This is a genomic window from Planococcus sp. TJ-302 (genome assembly GCF_058268455.1).
On record NZ_JBZDOI010000003.1, the window covers coordinates 132,615 to 151,142 of the forward strand.

Annotated in this window: 20 protein-coding genes; 13 read left to right on the top strand and 7 right to left on the bottom strand. The window is 47.5% G+C overall.

What is annotated here, in order from left to right:
- The 4 genes from AC4EHB_RS13505 (at position 1) to AC4EHB_RS13520 (ending at position 4,727) form a co-directional block, all read left to right on the top strand.
- A complete protein-coding gene (locus AC4EHB_RS13505) occupies positions 1-2,391 on the top strand; it encodes a glycogen/starch/alpha-glucan phosphorylase (RefSeq protein WP_490976231.1) in 2,391 nt (796 codons plus the stop codon).
- A 17-nt stretch (positions 2,392-2,408) separates the two neighbouring features.
- Positions 2,409-3,218, top strand: coding sequence for an SDR family oxidoreductase (locus tag AC4EHB_RS13510; protein WP_490976230.1), 810 nt, complete (start codon positions 2,409-2,411; stop codon positions 3,216-3,218).
- Between the two features lie 143 nt (positions 3,219-3,361).
- Positions 3,362-4,456, top strand: coding sequence for an MBL fold metallo-hydrolase (locus tag AC4EHB_RS13515; RefSeq protein ID WP_490976229.1), 1,095 nt, complete (start codon positions 3,362-3,364; stop codon positions 4,454-4,456).
- 4 nt (positions 4,457-4,460) lie between these two features.
- Entirely contained in the window at positions 4,461-4,727 is a 267-nt protein-coding gene (locus AC4EHB_RS13520; RefSeq protein WP_490976228.1) for a DUF3006 family protein, read from the top strand.
- 77 nt (positions 4,728-4,804) lie between these two features.
- Here the strand turns inward: AC4EHB_RS13520 and AC4EHB_RS13525 are convergent, their stop codons facing one another.
- The 4 genes from AC4EHB_RS13525 to AC4EHB_RS13540 form a co-directional block, all read right to left on the bottom strand.
- Positions 4,805-5,104: a DUF3219 family protein gene (locus AC4EHB_RS13525; protein WP_490981830.1), complete on the bottom strand. Its 300-nt coding sequence runs from the start codon at positions 5,102-5,104 to the stop codon at positions 4,805-4,807.
- 6 nt (positions 5,105-5,110) lie between these two features.
- Complete coding sequence (locus tag AC4EHB_RS13530) at positions 5,111-6,268, bottom strand: acyl-CoA dehydrogenase family protein (RefSeq protein WP_490981831.1); 1,158 nt, start codon at positions 6,266-6,268, stop codon at positions 5,111-5,113.
- An 88-nt stretch (positions 6,269-6,356) separates the two neighbouring features.
- Positions 6,357-7,421 (bottom strand): YkvI family membrane protein, encoded by a 1,065-nt coding sequence (locus AC4EHB_RS13535; RefSeq protein WP_490981832.1) that lies wholly within the window; start codon positions 7,419-7,421, stop codon positions 6,357-6,359.
- Positions 7,422-7,660: 239 nt separating this feature from the next.
- Positions 7,661-7,975: a YflT domain-containing protein gene (locus AC4EHB_RS13540; RefSeq protein ID WP_490976224.1), complete on the bottom strand. Its 315-nt coding sequence runs from the start codon at positions 7,973-7,975 to the stop codon at positions 7,661-7,663.
- 124 nt (positions 7,976-8,099) lie between these two features.
- Between AC4EHB_RS13540 and AC4EHB_RS13545 the strand changes: the two genes are divergently transcribed.
- From AC4EHB_RS13545 to AC4EHB_RS13560, 4 genes are all read left to right on the top strand, one after another.
- Positions 8,100-8,834: an MBL fold metallo-hydrolase gene (locus tag AC4EHB_RS13545; RefSeq protein WP_490976223.1), complete on the top strand. Its 735-nt coding sequence runs from the start codon at positions 8,100-8,102 to the stop codon at positions 8,832-8,834.
- Positions 8,835-8,928: 94 nt separating this feature from the next.
- Positions 8,929-9,936, top strand: coding sequence for an LLM class flavin-dependent oxidoreductase (locus AC4EHB_RS13550; RefSeq protein ID WP_490981833.1), 1,008 nt, complete (start codon positions 8,929-8,931; stop codon positions 9,934-9,936).
- An 18-nt stretch (positions 9,937-9,954) separates the two neighbouring features.
- A complete protein-coding gene (locus AC4EHB_RS13555) occupies positions 9,955-10,596 on the top strand; it encodes an NAD(P)-dependent oxidoreductase (protein WP_490981834.1) in 642 nt (213 codons plus the stop codon).
- A 99-nt stretch (positions 10,597-10,695) separates the two neighbouring features.
- The gene (locus AC4EHB_RS13560; protein ID WP_490981835.1) at positions 10,696-10,965 is read left to right on the top strand and encodes a hypothetical protein; all 270 of its coding nucleotides are present in this window, start codon (positions 10,696-10,698) and stop codon (positions 10,963-10,965) included.
- Positions 10,966-11,044: 79 nt separating this feature from the next.
- Here the strand turns inward: AC4EHB_RS13560 and pepF are convergent, their stop codons facing one another.
- Positions 11,045-12,856 (bottom strand): oligoendopeptidase F, encoded by a 1,812-nt coding sequence (pepF, locus tag AC4EHB_RS13565; RefSeq protein ID WP_490981836.1) that lies wholly within the window; start codon positions 12,854-12,856, stop codon positions 11,045-11,047.
- A 705-nt stretch (positions 12,857-13,561) separates the two neighbouring features.
- Between pepF and AC4EHB_RS13570 the strand changes: the two genes are divergently transcribed.
- The 4 genes from AC4EHB_RS13570 to AC4EHB_RS13585 all read left to right on the top strand — a co-directional run bounded on the left by AC4EHB_RS13570 (position 13,562) and on the right by AC4EHB_RS13585 (position 16,573).
- Entirely contained in the window at positions 13,562-14,044 is a 483-nt protein-coding gene (locus AC4EHB_RS13570) for a PaaI family thioesterase (protein ID WP_490981837.1), read from the top strand.
- 181 nt (positions 14,045-14,225) lie between these two features.
- On the top strand, positions 14,226-15,284 hold the full coding sequence (locus tag AC4EHB_RS13575; RefSeq protein ID WP_490976217.1) for an LLM class flavin-dependent oxidoreductase: 1,059 nt from the start codon (positions 14,226-14,228) through the stop codon (positions 15,282-15,284).
- A gap of 10 nt (positions 15,285-15,294) precedes the next feature.
- The gene (locus tag AC4EHB_RS13580; protein ID WP_490976216.1) at positions 15,295-16,245 is read left to right on the top strand and encodes an ATP-grasp domain-containing protein; all 951 of its coding nucleotides are present in this window, start codon (positions 15,295-15,297) and stop codon (positions 16,243-16,245) included.
- A 109-nt stretch (positions 16,246-16,354) separates the two neighbouring features.
- Positions 16,355-16,573, top strand: a complete 219-nt coding sequence (locus tag AC4EHB_RS13585) for a hypothetical protein (protein ID WP_490981838.1) — start codon at positions 16,355-16,357, stop codon at positions 16,571-16,573.
- Positions 16,574-16,600: 27 nt separating this feature from the next.
- Here the strand turns inward: AC4EHB_RS13585 and yxiS are convergent, their stop codons facing one another.
- Entirely contained in the window at positions 16,601-16,906 is a 306-nt protein-coding gene (gene yxiS, locus AC4EHB_RS13590) for a protein YxiS (RefSeq protein ID WP_490976214.1), read from the bottom strand.
- Between the two features lie 134 nt (positions 16,907-17,040).
- Between yxiS and AC4EHB_RS13595 the strand changes: the two genes are divergently transcribed.
- A complete protein-coding gene (locus tag AC4EHB_RS13595; protein WP_490976213.1) occupies positions 17,041-17,724 on the top strand; it encodes a hypothetical protein in 684 nt (227 codons plus the stop codon).
- Between the two features lie 82 nt (positions 17,725-17,806).
- Here AC4EHB_RS13595 and AC4EHB_RS13600 read toward each other — a convergent pair whose 3' ends face one another.
- Positions 17,807-18,511, bottom strand: coding sequence for a hypothetical protein (locus AC4EHB_RS13600; protein WP_490981839.1), 705 nt, complete (start codon positions 18,509-18,511; stop codon positions 17,807-17,809).
- Positions 18,512-18,528: the final 17 nt, after the last annotated feature.

The window sequence follows — 18,528 nt, forward strand, 5'->3', positions numbered from 1 at the left end:
ATGTTCAGTTCAAAAGAGCGGTTCAAAGAGAGTTTTGTGGCGCGCCTCGAACAACGGGAAGACAAAGAGTCCCTGCAAACTGTTTATTCGGTTCTAACGGCTATGGTGAAAGAGTGGACGTATGATGACTGGGAGAAGACGAATCAACAATACAAAGATCAGAAGCGCAAGCAATTATATTATTTTTCCATTGAATTTTTAGTGGGGCGGATTTTAGGACAGAACCTGATGAATTTGGATGTGCATGGATTCGTAGGGGAAGGTCTGAAAGAACTTGGCTTCGACTTGCATGCCATCGAAGAGCTGGAGCCTGAACCCGGTTTGGGTAATGGGGGTCTTGGCCGCCTGGCTGCTTGCTTTATGGATTCATTGGCTTCTCTCCAACTGCCGGGGCATGGCTGCGGCCTGCGCTATAAGGGCGGTTTGTTCACGCAGATTTTCCACGACGGGTTTCAAACAGAACAGCCGACTGTCTGGATTGAGGAAAAAGAGGGTTGGGGCATCAGAAGAGAAGAATTGTCGTTGGACATCCCTTTTTTCGGTTTCATTGAACCCGGCCTTGAAAGCAATCTGTTACAACCTGTTTTGAAGGACGCGGAATGGATCAAAGCGGTGCCGTATGATTATCCGGTTGTCGGAGCTGCGGGAAAGACTGTAAACACATTGCGTCTGTGGCAAGCGGAAGTGTCTAGCCGCCCTTTGCCTAAAGGCAAACAGCGATCGCTGTATGAGCAGGAAATCGCTGCGGTGACCGACCGGCTATATCCTGATGCTTCCTTAGATGCGGGAAAAATACTGCGCCTCAAGCAGCAATATTTTCTATGCAGCGCCTCGCTCCAGACAATCGTCAAAAATCGCGATTGCCCACTAAGTGATTTAGCGCGACATGTCGCCATTCAAATCAATGACACGCATCCAGCACTGGCGATTCCGGAGTTGATGCGCATCTTAATGGATGAAGAAGGCTTGCAATGGGAAGAAGCATGGGGGATTGTGACCCATACGTTTTCCTATACGAACCATACAATCCTTGAAGAGGCTTTGGAGAAATGGAGCAGCTCTTTGCTGGAACGGCTATTGCCGAGAGTGTATATGATTATCCAGGAAATAGACCGCCGCTTCAAAGAAAAAACCCAGCAGGAGCCGTTAGATGAGTGGCGGCGCAAAAAGCTTGCCATCATTGAAAATGGCGTCGTTCATATGGCGACGCTCGCTGTGGTAGGCAGTTATAAAGTAAATGGCGTCGCTAAACTGCACACCGAAATTCTGAAAATGCGTGAAATGAAAGAACTGAACGATCATTTTCCCCACAAATTCCATAACATCACGAATGGCATTGCCCATCGACGCTGGCTCTTGAAAGCGAATCCGGAGTTGTCCGGATTAATCACGTCGGCTATCGGGGATGAGTGGATCCGTGAGCCGATCAAATTGCATAAACTCAATCGTTTCAGCCAGGATCCGGCATTCCTCCAGGATCTTCAAGCGGTAAAGCTTGCCAAAAAGCGGCAGCTGGCAGATTACATTAAAACGCATCAGGATATTATTGTGGATCCTGAATCAGTATTTGATGCTCAGATCAAGCGAATCCATGGCTATAAACGCCAATTGATGAACATCCTCCATATTCAGATGCTTTATAACCGCATCTTAAGGGATCAGTCATTCCGTCCTTACCCTCGGACATTCATTTTTGGGGGCAAAGCAGCCCCTAGCTATCATTACGCCAAACAAGTGGTAAAACTCATCAACACCATTGCAAAACAAGTCAATAACGATCCGTTGGCGAAAAAGCACCTCCACATCGTATTTATTGAAGACTATAGCGTCAGCAAGGCGGAAAAAATCTTTCCGGCATCGGATGTCAGTGAACAGATATCGACTGCTTCGAAAGAGGCGTCAGGCACCGGCAATATGAAATTTATGATGAACGGCGCCATAACTTTAGGAACCTTTGATGGCGCAAATTTAGAGATTGTGGAACAAGTCGGGGAAGATAATGCATTCATTTTCGGATTGACTGCCCGGCAAGTGATGCAATTTGAAAAAGAACAAAGCTATTATCCGCCGGATATCATCCAGCACGAGCAGGACTTGCAGCTAGTAATGGCACAATTATTGGACGGCGGCCTCTCGGACGGTGCGGAAAATATATCCGCAATCCGAAACCAGCTGGTCGACTGTAATGATCCGTTCTTCGTACTGAAAGATATCCTGCAGTACGAAAAAGCCCATGAGCGATTGCTCAGTACCTTTGAAAACAGCCAGGCTTGGCAGGAGATGTCTGTAGTCAATATTGCGCAATCCGGAATTTTTTCAAGCGACCGCACTATACAGGAATACTCGGATGAAGTATGGCAACTCAGCAGGGTGTCAAGCAACCTTTTATAGCGGGAAGGAGGTTAAGTATGGCGGATTTAGAATTTGATAACACCGATTTGAGAGATTATAAGGCTGGCGGTATTCTTGAGGGGAAAGTAGCGATTGTTACCGGAGGCAGCAGCGGCATCGGCCAGGCGGCTGCTATTGCCTTCGCCAAAGAAGGCGCAAAAGTAGTCATCGGCTTTTTGGGCGATGAGGAAGGTGCGCTGAAAACTATCCAACTCATAGAAAGTTACGGGGGCAAAGCGGTGGCGCAAAGCGGCGACTTGCGGGAAGCGGCAAACAGCAGCCGGCTGGTCCAGTTTGCGTTGGACTCGTTTGGCCAAATTGATATTCTGGTCAATAATGCTGGATACCAATACCCGGAAACGTCACCGCTTGACTTGAAAGACGAAAATATACTGAAAACCTTTGAAATTAAAGCGTTCGCCATGCTCTATCTCACAAGGGCCGTGCTGCCCCATATGAAAAAAGGGTCGCGCATCATCAATACCGCCTCCATCAATGCGTACCGTGGACATTCGGATTTGATCGACTACTCGGGCGCAAACGGCGCGATTGTGTCGATGACCCGTGCTCTTGCGCGACGGCTCGTGCGCGAGGAAATTGCGGTGAATGGCATTGCGCCGGGACCTATTTGGACACCGTTGATCCCGGAAACCTTCGGAGCTTTATACGACGATATCGGGGAGGGATTCGGACAGGATGTTCCTGCCGGACGGCCAGGACAGCCGTATGAACTTGCGAAAGCATTCGTGTTCTTGGCGGATCCGCAAAATTCCTATATGACCGGACAATTTCTGCATATCAACGGTGGAGATTATATGTCATCTTAAAAGAAGGGAGGACGGTTTTGGAGAAATTCAGAACCATCCTCCCTTTTGCTGTGTCCACTTTTCTTTCTGCCATAAAAGTGTTTGTGCGAGAATGCAAAAGGGCTGATATGGTAAAATTTCCATAAGGAAAGAGGAGAGCGATTGTGAAGAAAAAATGGCTATTTTTATTCGGTATACTTGTCATGGCGCTGTTATTGGCGGGATGCCTTGAACGTGTAAAGGCACCGGCCGATAGCGGTACGGAAAAGCCGTCGTTCCAGGAAAAGAGCGCCGGCGAATTGACCGTGCATTTCATTGATGTCGGCCAAGGGGATGCTACCTTGTTCGAAACTGAAGATTACGCGATATTGATCGATACAGGAAACTGGAATGATACCGATGCCGTCGATTACCTGGAAAAGCTGGGTGTGTCCAAAATCGATATCGTTGTCGGCACGCATCCCGATTCGGATCATATCGGGCAGCTGGATAAGATAATTGAACAATTCGAAGTCAGCGAAGTGTGGCTGTCGGGCAATGTCGGAACGTCAGATACCTTTATCCGTGCACTGGAAGCCATCGAAGCGAATGGCATCGATTATTATGAACCGCGCACCGGGGAAACGTTTGATGTCGGCGGCATGGAAATCGAAGTGCTGCACCCTGCTGAAGTGACAGGCAAAGGCAATGAGGAATCCATTTCCTTGAAACTCACTTATAAAGACGTAAGCTTTATCATGACAGGCGATGCTGGCGTCAAAGAAGAGGAGGAAATGATCGATAGCGGTGCTGAGCTGAACGCGGAAATTTTGCATTTGGGCCATCACGGTTCGAATACATCGAGCGGAACTGCGTTTTTGAAAGCTGTCAGTCCTGAAGTAGCTATTTACAGTGCAGGCATCGACAATTCATACGGCCATCCACACGCAGAAGTGATTGCTGCCGCTGAAAATGCTGGAGCCAAAGTGTATGGCACTGATGTCAACGGAACTGTCCGCATTGAAACGGATGGCGTTTCCTATGAAGTATTGACCGAAAAAGACGGCATCACTGTGGAAGGGAAAAACCGCTGCATTGATATCAATATCGCTTCGTCCGCTGAGCTACAGGAAATCGAAGGGATTGGCACTGCGCTGGCAGAAGCCATTATAGAAGCACGGCCGTTTGACACGATTGAAGAGTTGGATAGCATCAAAGGCATTGGGCAAGGGAAGATTGACGCGATAGAAGAACAAGGATTGGCATGCATAGGGGGATGATGGGATGAAAGGGATGCTCGATCGGATTGAAGACGGCTGCTTGGCAGTCATTTTGATAGAAGAGCTGCAGAGGGAAATCGTCCTGCCCGCAGCCTGGCTGCCTGAGGGGAGCCAGGTCCATTCCTGGTTCGACATTGAATTGGAAGGCCAAGAAATCAGATCGATTGCGCTGGATGCGGAGACTGCAGCGGCAAAAGAGGACAAGGCGGAAGCGTTGATGAGAAGGCTGAAAGCGAAACGCGGTAAAAGCCGCTTTAAGAGAAGTGAATGAAAAAAGACAGGTAAGCGGCATGTGAAATCTGCCCGCTTCCTGTTTTTTTTTTTCTGTCGTTTTCTAAAGACTGACTGCTATGGCTTTTCAATCAATTCCAGATGATAGTCAGCCACTTGGCCATCCAAGTAAAGGTTCGTGACCGATGTTGAATAATTTGAGATGGTTGCTTGGAAATCCAAGTCTTTTTCCGGTATGCACACATGAAACTCCATTTCATAGAGCAGCACGGCAACATCATGGTAACTTTCGCTTGTAACCTTGAAATCAAAAATGATTTTACGGCGCAATTTTTGGCTGGTGGGATCAATGGTCGACTCCTCTGAAAAATTCAGCGCATCGAAAATATGATCATTCAAATGGATCTGTATGCCCATAATTGTTCACTCCTTATCAGTGTGATGAAAAATGGTTAGCGCTTTTTGTGCCAGCTGCGCTTTGACCATATCTTCCATCGGGGGATTGTAAAGGCCTGCGCGAACGTTCAAATAATATCGGTGCATGGGGTTGGATTCGGAAAGGGCGCGGGAACCGACAATCTTCATGGCTTTGTCGACCACGCCGATGGCTGCTTGTGTAACCGCTATTTTGGTTGCATCAAGTGGGCACTGCATGGCACCCTTGTCCTTTGCATGTTCATAGCGCTCAACTGTGCCATATAAAAGGTGCCTGGCTGTTGCGAGCTCCAGTTCCATTTCTCCGATAAGGCCTTGGATGCTTGGCGTTTCTGAAATCGGCTTGCCGAGTGAAGCCGGTATATAAGATGCAGCAAATTGGAGCGCGTAATTCCGTGCGGCAGCGGCGATCCCGATGTAACAGGCCGGAATATGCAGAAGCCAGCCTTTGGCAGGAGCTTTCGCGGCTGCAGTTTTTAAAACGTAGGAAGCAGGAATCCGGACGTTTTCGAGCACCAAAGTCTGGCTTGCTGTTCCCCGCATGGCCAGCATATCCCAAGTTTCTTCAATCGAGACGCCGGGAGTATCTTTGGGTATAGCCACCGTCAGCACCATGTCCCTTTCAGCTTTGGCCGTGACGAATATATAATCGAGCGCCGGGGCCATCGAAGTGTTGATTTTTTCGCCATTGACGATAAAGTAATCGCCGTCGCGAACCGCTGTGGTTTTCGGCAATGCACCGCGGGTGGGGCTTCCTGCATTACTTTCTGTAGCTGCCGTATTAACGAGAGCGCCTCCTTTTACTGCTTCAAGCAGCCATTTGGCTGGTTCGGCATGCCAATGGCGGTTCTCGGCAAATTCGAGAACAATGCCATTATGCCAGCCGATTGCCAGACCGGTGGGGCCAGAAGCTTCGGAGATCGCTTCCTGGGCCAATATGTATTCGTATATGCCGAAGCCCTGGCCGCCGTATTCCGCAGGCAGCGTTAGCGTATGGTAATCGATTTTTTTCAAATCCTGTATATTTTGGTGAGGAAATGAACCGATGGCATCCAGCTGGGGTTCCCGCATTTCGAACGCTCCTTGCAAGGAATGGATTTCCTCAATTATTTTTTGCTGCTGAGGTGTTTTTATAAACGAGTCCATAAAAAGCTCCTTCCGGCAAGTGTTTCTAAAACCATAACATGAAAAGCCGCCAAAGCATGTATAGCATGCTTTGGCGGCTTGGTTTGGTTTATTCGGCTGCTAATTCGGGTTTGCCCGTTTTTTTGATGTCTGACCAGATTAAAGCGGCGACCAGGAAAAATCCGAGATAGCCCACAACCGGGTAGAACATATTGACGAGTTCGGTAAAGCCGACAAAGCTTAGGCCGAACGCTGCTACGCAAATGACGATGACGAAAATCTTGAATTTCGATGTGCCCGATTGAAAGAATCGTGCAGCAAATGCATACAGCATGCTGACACCGGTATTGAAGATCATGCCGAACAAAATGATAGACATGAATATCCCTAATGCAGGGGAGATGTCATTGGCAATTTGCAGCATCGGCATTTCGGAATTGCCGACAACATCGATTTTCGAGAATATGGCCAAATGGCTGAGGAGAATTAAAACACCCAGTCCAAGTCCGCCAAGCAAACCGCCTCGCGCTGCTACTTTTTCATCTTTTTCCGTGCTGCCCATGACTATGGACATCGAAGCTCCCACGGCGATATTGAACGACGCGTAATTGATGGCAGACAGGAACCAGTTTGGAATAGCCGATAGCTGTTCTTTAGCAATCGGATCCAATGCCGTGAACGACTGATCCATTGTCAAAAGGCTATATATCGTCAAGCCTACTACCATCAGTATAAGAAATGGGGTAATGCTGCCAATGATGGCGATAACTTTATCCACGTTCAGCATGATTGTCATGAGAATAAGAGTTGTCATGATGGTGCTTCCGAGTACCGGCGACCAGCCGAATTGCTGGGAGAAGATTGAACCCGCTCCGGCAATCATAACTACACCTACACCGAACAAAGTTAAAATAATTATGTAATCGACAAGGCGGCCTACGATGTTGCCGCTGATGCCATAGACCACTTCTTTATGGGATGCTTTCTGCATCCGGCTTCCTAAACGTGTTAAATTCATGCCTAAGTAAGCAAACAGCGCAGTCGAGATAAGTGCTGCTACAATTCCGAGGATGCCAAAACTTGTGAAGTACTGCATAATTTCCTGTCCTGATGCAAAGCCCGCTCCTACAATGATGCCAATGAAAGCGCTTGCCATTTTAAAACTCTTCTTCATCGAATGTCCCCTTATAAAATAATTTGGAAAATTAACCTTATTCAAATATAGCAAAAATGTGTACGAGGCACAATGATGAGGATGGCATAAATCGTTGGTGTGTCAATCTTACTAGTGGGTTTTTCTTATGTTATTCAAAAGTAAAGTGTTGCAATAGTTAGAATTGAATAGCATTTAATAATCGCTTTAAACTATTTCATAAAAAAAGCCATCTCCCAAAGGAGTGGCTGGTATTGCTGTTATTCTTTTTTAGCGACAATGAGAAGTTTGCCTTTGTCCAATTCTTCTTCATACTGGTCGGCTTCCTGTTTAGTCAATCCGACAGATTGCATTTCAGAACGCAATTGATCGCCGCGTGAAGTGGTGAGGTTTTTCAGTTTGTTCATAAAGCCGGAATCCGGATCTTCCGCGTCCAATGCGTCAGCGATATCGTGTTGGCGCTTAGGGTCGTGAGCAAAAAGATAGATATTGTCATCATCGTATCCTTGGCTCTCCAACTTTTCAATTTCCTTTTTTGCTTGCAATGCGTTTTCAACCGTCAGTTTTACTATCATAGTAATCCCTCCAATGGGTTTTAAATACATACTTTATATACCCATTGCCCTTAGCTGTAAACAGGTGGGAATCGGTGGAATCCGTTATAATGGAAAAAATGCGTTGGCAGAAAGGAATGATTTTTTGAAAATCACCACAATCGGCATATGGGGAGGCTACCCCAATAAAAATGAAGCGACCTCGTCGTTTCTACTTGAACAGGATGGTTTTCGCTGTTTGGTCGACTGCGGCAGCGGTGTGCTCGCGGCTGTCCAAAATTATACGGAACTGAAAGATCTTGATGCGGCGGTCATCAGCCACTATCATCCGGATCACGTAGCGGACATTGGTGTGCTTCAACACGCGGCAATGGTCGGCATGCAATTGAAAGAATGGCGGACGCCTTTCCCAATTTATGCGCACGACCGGGATAAAGCCCTGTTCGATAGCCTGTCCTATAAAGGAGTGACGCAAGGGGTGGCTCTTCAGGCCGAACAAACAATCGAAATCGGACCCTGGCAAGTATCGTTCTGTGAAACGATTCATCCGGTGTATTGCCTGGCGTTGAAATTCACTGCTGAAGGGAAATCGGTCGTTTTTACAGCGGATACAGAGTGGAAAGAAGAATTGGTGGCGTTTTCGGAAGGCGTGGATCTCCTGGTCTCTGAAGCGAACCTGTATGAAAAATACGTCGGCATCATCAAAGGCCATCTGAGCGGGAAACAGGCCGGAGAGCTTGCTGAACGTGCAGGAGCCCGCGAATTGTGGCTCACGCATCTGCCGCAATACGGCGACTGCAACGAAATTTTGGAAGCGGCCCGCTCTTTTTACAGTGGCACTGCGCAATTTGCCGCAATTGGCGAAAGCAAAAATCTGTAAAAGCTTTCGCAAGAAGCAAGGCAAGCAGATAGTTTGTCTTCGAGATATATTAGTCTTATTGTTAAACTAGATTTCGTTGAAAGGAAGTTTAACAATGGACCAAAATATAAAAACATTGCCAGTATCCGTCTTGGATCTGGTTGCCATTTCACAAGGACAAACAGCAAAAGAGGCAATTGACAGCATGGTGGACTTGGCACAGCATGTCGAACAACTTGGATACCGCCGATTTTGGCTGTCCGAGCACCACAATACACCAACGCTTGCAAGTTCAGCTACATCGATTTTGATTTCCAAAGTATTGGGCAGCACGAACTCGATTGAAGCCGGCTCAGGCGGCATCATGCTGCCGAACCATACGCCGCTCGTCGTAGCCGAACAATTCGGCACATTGGAAACGATGCATCCGGGCCGCGTCAATTTAGGGCTGGGCCGCGCACCTGGAACCGATATGCAGACTGCCCGCGCGCTGCGCCGCACTTCACAGGAAACTGCGTACGCTTTTCCGCAAGACGTAGTGGAGTTGCAGAATTACTTGAAGCCGCTTGAACACCAAGGAATGGTCCATGCCTATCCGGGAGTGGGGACAGAAGTGCCGATTTTCATTTTGGGCTCAAGCACTTCAAGCGCAGAGCTTGCCGCACGCCTCGGCTTGCCGTATGTGTTTGCAGCGCATTTTGCGCCACAGCAGCTGAAGCAGGCGCTGCAGATTTACCGCAGCCAATTCCAACCTTCTGAATATCTGGCAAACCCTTACGTAATGGTTTGCGTCAACGCAGTGGCCGCTGAAACGGATGAAGAATCGGAAATGCTCGGGACTTCCAGCAAAATGTTTTACTTGAATGTCATCCGCGGCACTAAGAATCCCTTGCAGCCGCCAGTCCAAACAATGGACGGCCGATGGACCTTCCCTGAAGAAAATATGGTGCAAGGCATGGCCCAGTATACATTCAGCGGAAGCAAAGAAACGATTGCGCGCCAGTTAGCACCGTTTATTGAAGAATTGCAGATTGATGAATTGATGGCAGTATCGTATATTTATGATCAAGACAAGAGAAAGCGTTCGTTTGAAATCTTGAAAGAAGCTGTAGATCAACTCTAATTAATGGAGGCGGTAGACATGAAAATCGGGATTATCGGAGCAACAGGAAAAGCGGGCGGGTTTATTATGAAAGAAGCGCTCCTGCGGGGGCATGACGTCACAGCGATAGTGCGTGACGCCTCGAAGCTGGTTGAAAAAAGAGCAGCAGTTTTAGAAAAAGACATTGATGAGCTGACTACTGAAGATTTACGGGAGTTTGATGTGGTCGTCAATGCGTTCGGCGTTCCCCCGGAAAAAGCCCGGCTACATGTTGTAGCAGGGAAAAGTTTGATTGATTCGATGAAAGGGGCTCCCGGTACCCGTTTGATCGTCGTTGGCGGCGCCGGCAGTTTGTTTGTCGATGAGGCCCGGACAACGCGGCTGATTGATACGCCCGAGTTTCCAGACGCCTTTAAAGCGATTGCCGCGGGGCAATCGCAGAACCTTTCCGATTTGGAAGCTTCTGAAGGCATCAAATGGACATTTCTAAGCCCGGCGGCTTTCTTCGACCCAACCGGAGGCCGGACAGGACGCTATCAGATCGGCGAAGACAGCATCACGTTCAATTCCAAAGGCAAAAGCTATGTCAGTTACCCGGATTACGCGGTGGCACTGGTAGATGAAATCGAGCATCCGCGCCACTTGAACAAACGATTCACGGTCGTGTCGGAAGGGCATTGAGGCAGTTTGCCATTAAATGTTCACGTTCAATGCCCAGCAGGAAAAGCCAATCCTGTATAATGAAAAGAAATTCACTCATTAAAGGCGGGAAACGAAAACATGGAATTTCTATATTTTCCTGAAGATAAGTCAGAGTACATTCCGGGGATCATTTCAATTTTGGTGATTTTCGTATTGTCTATATTCATTGTCCGGTTGCTGATCCGAGCGTCAAGAAAAGAAGTACAGAAATTGGAACAACAGGGCTATCCTGCGTTTTATAACGAAGCTGAGGAACCTGCCAATAAGCAGCAAGGCGAAGAAGCGACAACCCAACAGCATAAAGCGGATGCCGGCGATGCCGAAAACCGCCCAGACAAAAAGCCCTGAGCAATCAGGGCTTTTTTGTTTGGCTAAAAAAGCCGCCCAGAAAGCTGATGAAACAGCTTTTTCGGCAGCTTTTAATGCGTTATGCCTTTTCTATTTCTTCTGTCAGTGAAACGAGATCATCGATCAGTCCGCCTATGTAGGCGATCGTGTCGCGCAACGGCTGTTCGGTGGTAATGTCCACTCCGGCCATTTGAGCGAGTTCAGCTGGGGTTTTCGTGCCACCGGCTTTCAAGACGTTCAACCATTCGTCGACCGCCGGTTGGCCTTCGCTCAGAATGCGTTTGGAAACCTGGGTTGAAATCGTTAGCCCTGCGCTATATGTATACGGGTACAAGCCCATATAATAATGGGGCTGGCGCATCCATGTCAGTTCCGCGCCGCTAGTGATTTCGACCGCGTCGCCCCAGAATTCTTCAAGAACTCCGCGTTTGATTGTATTGAGAATCCCCGCATTGACGCTTTCGCCAGCATCTATTCGTTCGTATACTTTCCGTTGGTAGGCTGCTTCAAGCAAATGGGTGACGAAGTTATGGTAATAGGTCCGGGCGACAATTGAAGAAATGACCCAGCGTTTGAATTTCGGGTCGTCCGAGTTGGCGAGCAGGTGGTTTGCGACCAGCATTTCGTTCATTGTGGAAGGCGCTTCGATAAAGTAAAGCGAAGGGCGGGCGTTGAAGATGTTCTGTTCACGGTTGGCGTTATGGAAATGGCCGGCATGGCCAAGCTCATGTGCAAGCACGAAAACTTCGTTCATGCGTCCGGTCCAGGAAATCAGGATGTAAGGATGGCTTCCATACGGGCTCGAGCAGAAGGCGCCTGTCGATTTTCCTGTGTTCTGAGCAAAATCGATCCAGCGTTCCGAGTAGGAGCGCTCCACCATTTCCAAGTAATCCGGACCCATGACAGCCAAGGCTTCGTTAATGTATTTTTTTGATTCTTCGACAGTGATTTCAGGTTCATATGAAGCGTCGAGCGAAATCTTCAAATCGGCGAAAGTCATCTTGTCGAGGCCGTGCACTTGCTGTAGCAATTTGGCGTATTTGCGCATATGCGGCGCCAATTCCTTCATGATCAAATCGATTTGGCGATTGTAAAGCGAGCGGTCGACTTCCTGGTCGAACAGCAAATAGTCGAAGATGGAGTCGTAGCCGCGCAAATCGGACGTTGTCTTCTCGGTTTGAAGCTCCATATCGTAAGTCTTGGCTGCCGTGTGCTGATATTCCTCAAGTTTGTCCGAAAAGGCGGTGAATGCCGCACGGCGAAGATCGGTACGGGTTTCGGCCTCCCAATCCCCTTCGAAAGACACGTAGCTAAGCGGATATTTCTGCCCTCCTGCTTCGAAATCATCAAACGACACGTCGAGCATCTTTGTTGTGTTGTAAAGCCCATAAGGAGCATTAAAAGTGGCCGAATAAGCTGCTAAGGCTTTTTCAGCTTCAGGATGCAATTGATGCGGTTTCCGCCGCAGCAATTTTTTCAAGTAGTTTTCAAAAGGCGGTGCTTGTGCGATAGCCGCTTCCAATGTGGCTTCTGGAAGTTCCAATAGCTCGCTTGCGACGAATGACAGCTGACTGCCGATTTTCGCGGCTGCCGAACCGAACCGGCTCGCGCGCATCTGGGCTTCATCGTTCGATTGGTCAGTGCTAAGCGATAGGCTTGCATAAGCGCCTGCCTGCGTAATCTTTTCATATAAAACAGCATAGGCTTCCAGCATTTCAACGATGAGAGCTGGCTCTGCCAACGTTCCTTTGAATTGTGCGCTGAAAGCTTCAGCTTCTTTTTCAAGCGCTTCTGGCACAGGCTCGAATTCCTCGCTGGATGCAAACAAACTAGCTAAATCCCATTTTTCTTCTGTTGGTACCTCTGAGCGCAGGGGCAAACTTTTAACCATATTATCTCTCCTCTACATATTACGGATATCGAACTATCTATCAGTATATAGAGCGTCAAGGCGATTGTAAAAATATTTTTAGAATCTATTAAAAAATTCTAAAAAATAGGTTTAACAAAATGTTTACGTGGAATACATGAAGTACAAGGCGGAATAACGTAGGGAAACGCGTATAAGCGAAGTAAGTTTATGAACGCATCCAGACGATGACTTGCACAGCCTTGGCGGAAAATTTTGCTTTACTGGCGATATGCAACTCTTGTCAGGGACCAACTGCAACACAAGGTTTCTATCCAGACAGTGTCAAATCAGTAAACAGTAAGTTTTTTGTGGAAGTGCATCTAGTACGTCTAACTGCAGAAACACCAATTTCGCTGAGAGGTACATGCGAAGCAAAAGCCTTAATGGCAAATGACAGTTAGCGCAACACAATGCATTGGCGAGGGTTACCAAATTTCGTCAGGCATCAACATTGTAGAAGAATTGAATAGAAATTTTCCGCGTGCGATCCCCTCCAGGGAACAATTCGAGGGGCGGTAAAAGGAAGGGCATGGCCTGATGAAAAGGGTCATGCTTTTTCCTTTGCCTTAAATTAATGGATACTAGTCAGAGTAATCAGATGATTTCGGGTTGCTGTGGTAAAATGTGGAAATAAGCGGAACAACATGCATACATAAACGGATTCCGCAGAAATGAGGGAGACCGATGATAGAAGAAATCGTACATGCTATTCAAGACGACTATCCAGAAGATTTTGCCTGGTGTTACGGCTGCGGCCGGCTGAATACGGAAGGGCATCATTTCCGCACGGGATGGGACGGCAACGAGACAGTGACCTACTATAAACCCGGTCCGCAACATAAGGCGATTCCCGGATTCGTGTACGGCGGCCTGATTGCGTCATTGATCGATTGCCACGGCACGGGTTCCGCGTCACTTGCGCTGCACCGCAAAAATGGCTTTGAACCCGGAAGCGGTAAAGAGCCTCCACGCTTTGTGACTGCTTCGCTGCATGTAGATTTCTTGAAGCCGACACCTGATGGGCAAGTGCTGAAAGCGGTTGGGACAGTGGAAGAAATCCATCCGAAGAAATTCAAAGTGGCTGTCGAAGTGTTTGTGGGAGAAGTGCTCTGTGCGAAAGGGGAAGTAGTAGCAGTAGTTATGCCGGCTTCTTTTGCGAATCAGTGAATCTTATTGAACCGATTTTAACAGCGCAAAAAGTCCATCTTGATAGGATGGGCTTTTTTTGCATTAATAACCTAGTTTACTAGTAAGAATAGTAGGTTTGCTATATAATCAATTTATTCTGTTAAATAAAGTGAATGTTTTCACGATTTTGATAGTAAGATGCGGAAGGATGCGATCATAGATGAAGTATGGTTTTTGGTTACCGATTTTTGGCGGATGGCTGCGCAATGTGGAAGATGAAAACATGCCAGCAACTTTTGAGTATGCGAAACAAGTAGTGCAGAGGGCTGAACAATGGGGCTATGACACAACATTAATTGCTGAATTGAATTTGAATGATATAAAAGGAATGGAAGCTGATTCCCTTGAAGCTTGGTCGACTGCAGCAGCCTTGGCGGCGGTAACGGAAAAAATCGAAATCATGACTGCGATTCGGCCGGCTTTCCATAACCCGGCCATTGCAGCGAAAATGGCTGCCAATATTGATCGTATTTCCAATGGCCGTTTTACATTGAATGTGGTTTCAGCTTGGTGGGCAGAAGAAGCGCGCCAATACGGCGGCGACTTTACTGAACATGACGAACGCTACGACCGAACCGATGAATTCCTGCAAGTTGTCAAAGGCATGTGGAGCGAAAAAGAGTTTTCGTTTAAAGGGAAATACTACGACATCCAGAATGCACGTCTTGAGCCGAAACCTGTTCAGCGTCCGAATCCGATTTTGTATGCAGGAGGCGAAAGCCCGCGTGGCAAAAAATCGATTGTCGAGTCTTGCGACGCCTATGTTATGCATGGCGGTACCGTGGAAGAAATCGATATGAAAATCCAAGATATGAAAAGCCTGCGCCAAGCGGCAGGGAAAGAGCCGCTGCAATCGTTCGGCATGGCAGCTTACGTGGTATGCCGCGATACGGAAGAAGAAGTGCAAGAAGAATACGCCCGTATCGTAGACATGAAAGATGCCAGCGGTTATGTCGGGTATAATGATTTTGTCAGCAAATCACAATTGGAGCAGCAAGTGAAACTGGAAGACTATTCCGTTTCAAACCGAGGGCTGCGGCCGAACTTGATCGGTACGCCGGAGCAAATTGCCGATCGCATCCTTGCTTATGAAGAAGCGGGGCTTGGTTTATTGCTGCTGCAATTCTCTCCGCAATTGGAAGAGATGGAGCGCTTTTCCCAAAAAGTGATGCCACTGGTGGAAGAAAAACGCAAAGCGCTACAAGCGCTTTCGAATTAGGAGGAAGACGATGACTGAAAAAATATACGTCATTCATGAAAACGAAGAATGGACCACGCATTTATTCAAGCGGCTTGATGAACTGGAATTGCCTTACGAGAACTGGTTTATCGATGAAGGCTTGGTGGATTTGAACGAAACGCCGCCAGAAGGTGTATTTTACAGCCGTATGAGTGCTTCATCGCATACGCGGGGCCACCGCTATGCGCCGGAATTGACGGAATCCGTGCTTGTCTGGCTCGAGCACCACGGGCGCAAAGTGTTCAACGGCAGCCGCGCGCTGCGTCTGGAAGTCAGCAAAGTGAATCAATACATGGCACTCAACGCTGCCGGCATCCATACGCCGAAAACAATTGCGGCAAACGGCAAGGAGCAAATCGTGAAAGCGGCAGAAAAGTTGGGCGAAGCGTCATTCATTATTAAACACAACCGTGCCGGAAAAGGACTCGGCGTGCAATTATTCCATTCAATGGAAGCTTTGCATGAATACTTGGACGGCGGCGGATTCGAACCGTCGATTGATGGCATCACACTGGTCCAGCAATACATTCAGGCGCCTGAACCGTTTATCACCCGCTGTGAATTCGTCGGCGGCAAGTTTGTCTATGCGGTGCAAGTGGATACATCAGAAGGCTTCGAACTCTGTCCGGCAGATGCATGCCGAATTGATGACTTGTTCTGCCCGGTTGGCGAAGAAGTAGGAGAAAAACCGAAATTCCAAGTGGTTGAAGGATTCAATGACCCGATCATCGCTAAATATGAAGAGTTTCTGCGCCAAAATAATATTGCGGTAGCAGGAATCGAATTTATTCGTAATAGCGCGGGGGATATTTTCACATATGATGTGAACACCAATACAAATTACAATGCAGATGCTGAAGCAGCATACGGCAAGTACGGCATGCTGGAATTGGCGAATTTTCTTGGCAAAGAACTGAAAGGCGCAAAGGCTGTTGTTTAATGGAGGAGGTACCGTTTCTTTGAGATGGTGCCTTCTCATTTTTGTTTAAGGCCTGCTTTATCCGGGAAAAACCCAGTAATAAAGTGAATAACAAGAAAGGGCGTTGAAAATGGACAAGAAGCGAGAGGAAGAAGAATTGGTTGAACCGGAGGGAACAGAAGAAGTGGAAGAAGTAGAAGAGGTAGAAGAAGAAACAGAGGAAGAAACCAAAGACGATGATTCTTATCTCGATAAAATTTATAGCAATATAGCGTCGAATCGCTATGAGAATTTGCGGACAAGCTCCATTGAAAACAAAGCGAAGGCATTGCGGAAAAAACATAAATAAAGATCCAATGCGAAACGCATTGGATCTTTATTTTTTGCGCGGCGTTTTACTGATTTCCTCGGAAACAGCGAAGGCCAGATCGTCGTTGCCGAACATCTGAAGGATTTCCAGCATCGTGTCATCACCGACCTCGATTTCTTCCATTTCGGCAGCGGATTCTTCTACAGCGAGAAGCAAAGCCGGGTTCTTTTCCTGATGGGGGTAGGCTTTTTGATAAAGTGCAATAGGGTCCAATTGGCGGGCTGCGCACCAGTGGACAAACAGCTGGATCATGGTGTTTTCATCTTGCTGGTATTTTTTGATAATGTATTCTTCACGATTTTCGAATTCCATTTTCATCACATCCTTTGCAATTTGTTTCCTTGTCCTACTATAACAAAACAGCCAATTCGAGTACATGCATGGACTTCTATGTTCATTTACTCTAGAATAAACGCGAGAGCAAAGCTGAGATCGGAGGGCATAACATGAAATTATTGCAAGTCAGGAAGGGACAATTCGTCTACTTCAACAACGAGCTGCATAAAGTGTATTCGGTAAAGCCATTGGCTAAAAAGTCGGTGCTGATGTACCGGATCAAAGACATGGAGCAGTTTGAAAGCAAAGCGGAAGATGTGACCTTCTATAAGCCGAAACACATGGATTCGTTCATGCTGATGGGGACGCGCTATACATTGCGTGAAGACCTTGAAGCAGAGCAGGGCGGCTATATTTTCATCTCGAAGCCGGATCCGGATTATACCGATCATTATGCGCTGAATGAATTCGAGAGAGTTGAATTGGTGGAAGGCAGAGACGTTATCACGACTCGCCAGAATACGGTTAAAGCGAAAGAATTTTTCGTCATGGCGCCAGGCCAAGTGTCTGGAAGCAACGATATCGCTTATTATGACAAATCCAAAGTGCCAGCAGAGCAACTTGAAAAAGATGCAGGGCTGGAAGAGGAATTGAAAGAAAAGAATGCCATCAAACCTTCTATAGGGGATGTCTACCTGAATCTTGAAAATGGCGCAACCACTATGGTCGTGGCGATTGAACAAGATGTAGCCACAATGGGTACAGGCGATAAGATGACATTCAGCCAATTATACAAAGCGGATAATTGGAGTTTCCTTTATTCCCTCAATTCAGGAGCGGATGAGTTAGTATAATGAAAAAATGCGGACCAAAGCGGTCCGCATTTTTTTGCCCTAACCCGGAAATGGAAGGGGTCCCTCATAAGCTATTTCGCCATTATTCAGTTGCAACTACCATGAATTCCTTGGCGATCGAGTAGAATCGGGCACCGTGGCCTTCAGCGGCTTCCAGGAAATACTTTTCCGTCAGGGTAAAGCTGCCTTGCTGCCCGTCACTGACAACGTAAGCGTGGATGACTGGGTCATCCCATTCCTGGCCGCCATTTGCGATGCCATGAAGGAGAAAGCCTTGGACAGGTTCCTCGACTCTTTCCGCCTCTTTCAAGTCTGGAAAAGAAGCTTTTAATTGTTCGGCAAGCTCCGCGGTCTGTTCAGCCGGGGCAGTGTCAGGGGTATGCAGGATTGCCATCGATACTTCAGGATAGCCTTTCGGGAGCGCTTCTTTGGGAATGATCATGTCGGGATCCGCTTCTTGCCCGGCCACCATTTTATAGCGTTCTTCATCGATGTATATGATATAAGATTCATTCTTTCCGATATTCAGGCGACCGGTGATTTTTTCTTCGGTACCTTCCACTTGGACCACCATTTCCTTTTCAGCAGGGAAGCGCTCTTCAATTGGAAGGGTGGGTTCCTCTACAGGTTCGGAAACTTCCCCTGTAGCAGGCGGCTCGGATTCTTTCTCTGGTGCACTGGAGCCTTGGGGCTTATCAAGAAACCCAGTTCCCGTAATAAGCAGCAAAGCCAGACCAATCAGCAGGACGGTGGCAGTAATCAGCATAAGACCTCGTCTTTTGTCCATCGTATTCTCCTCCCAAA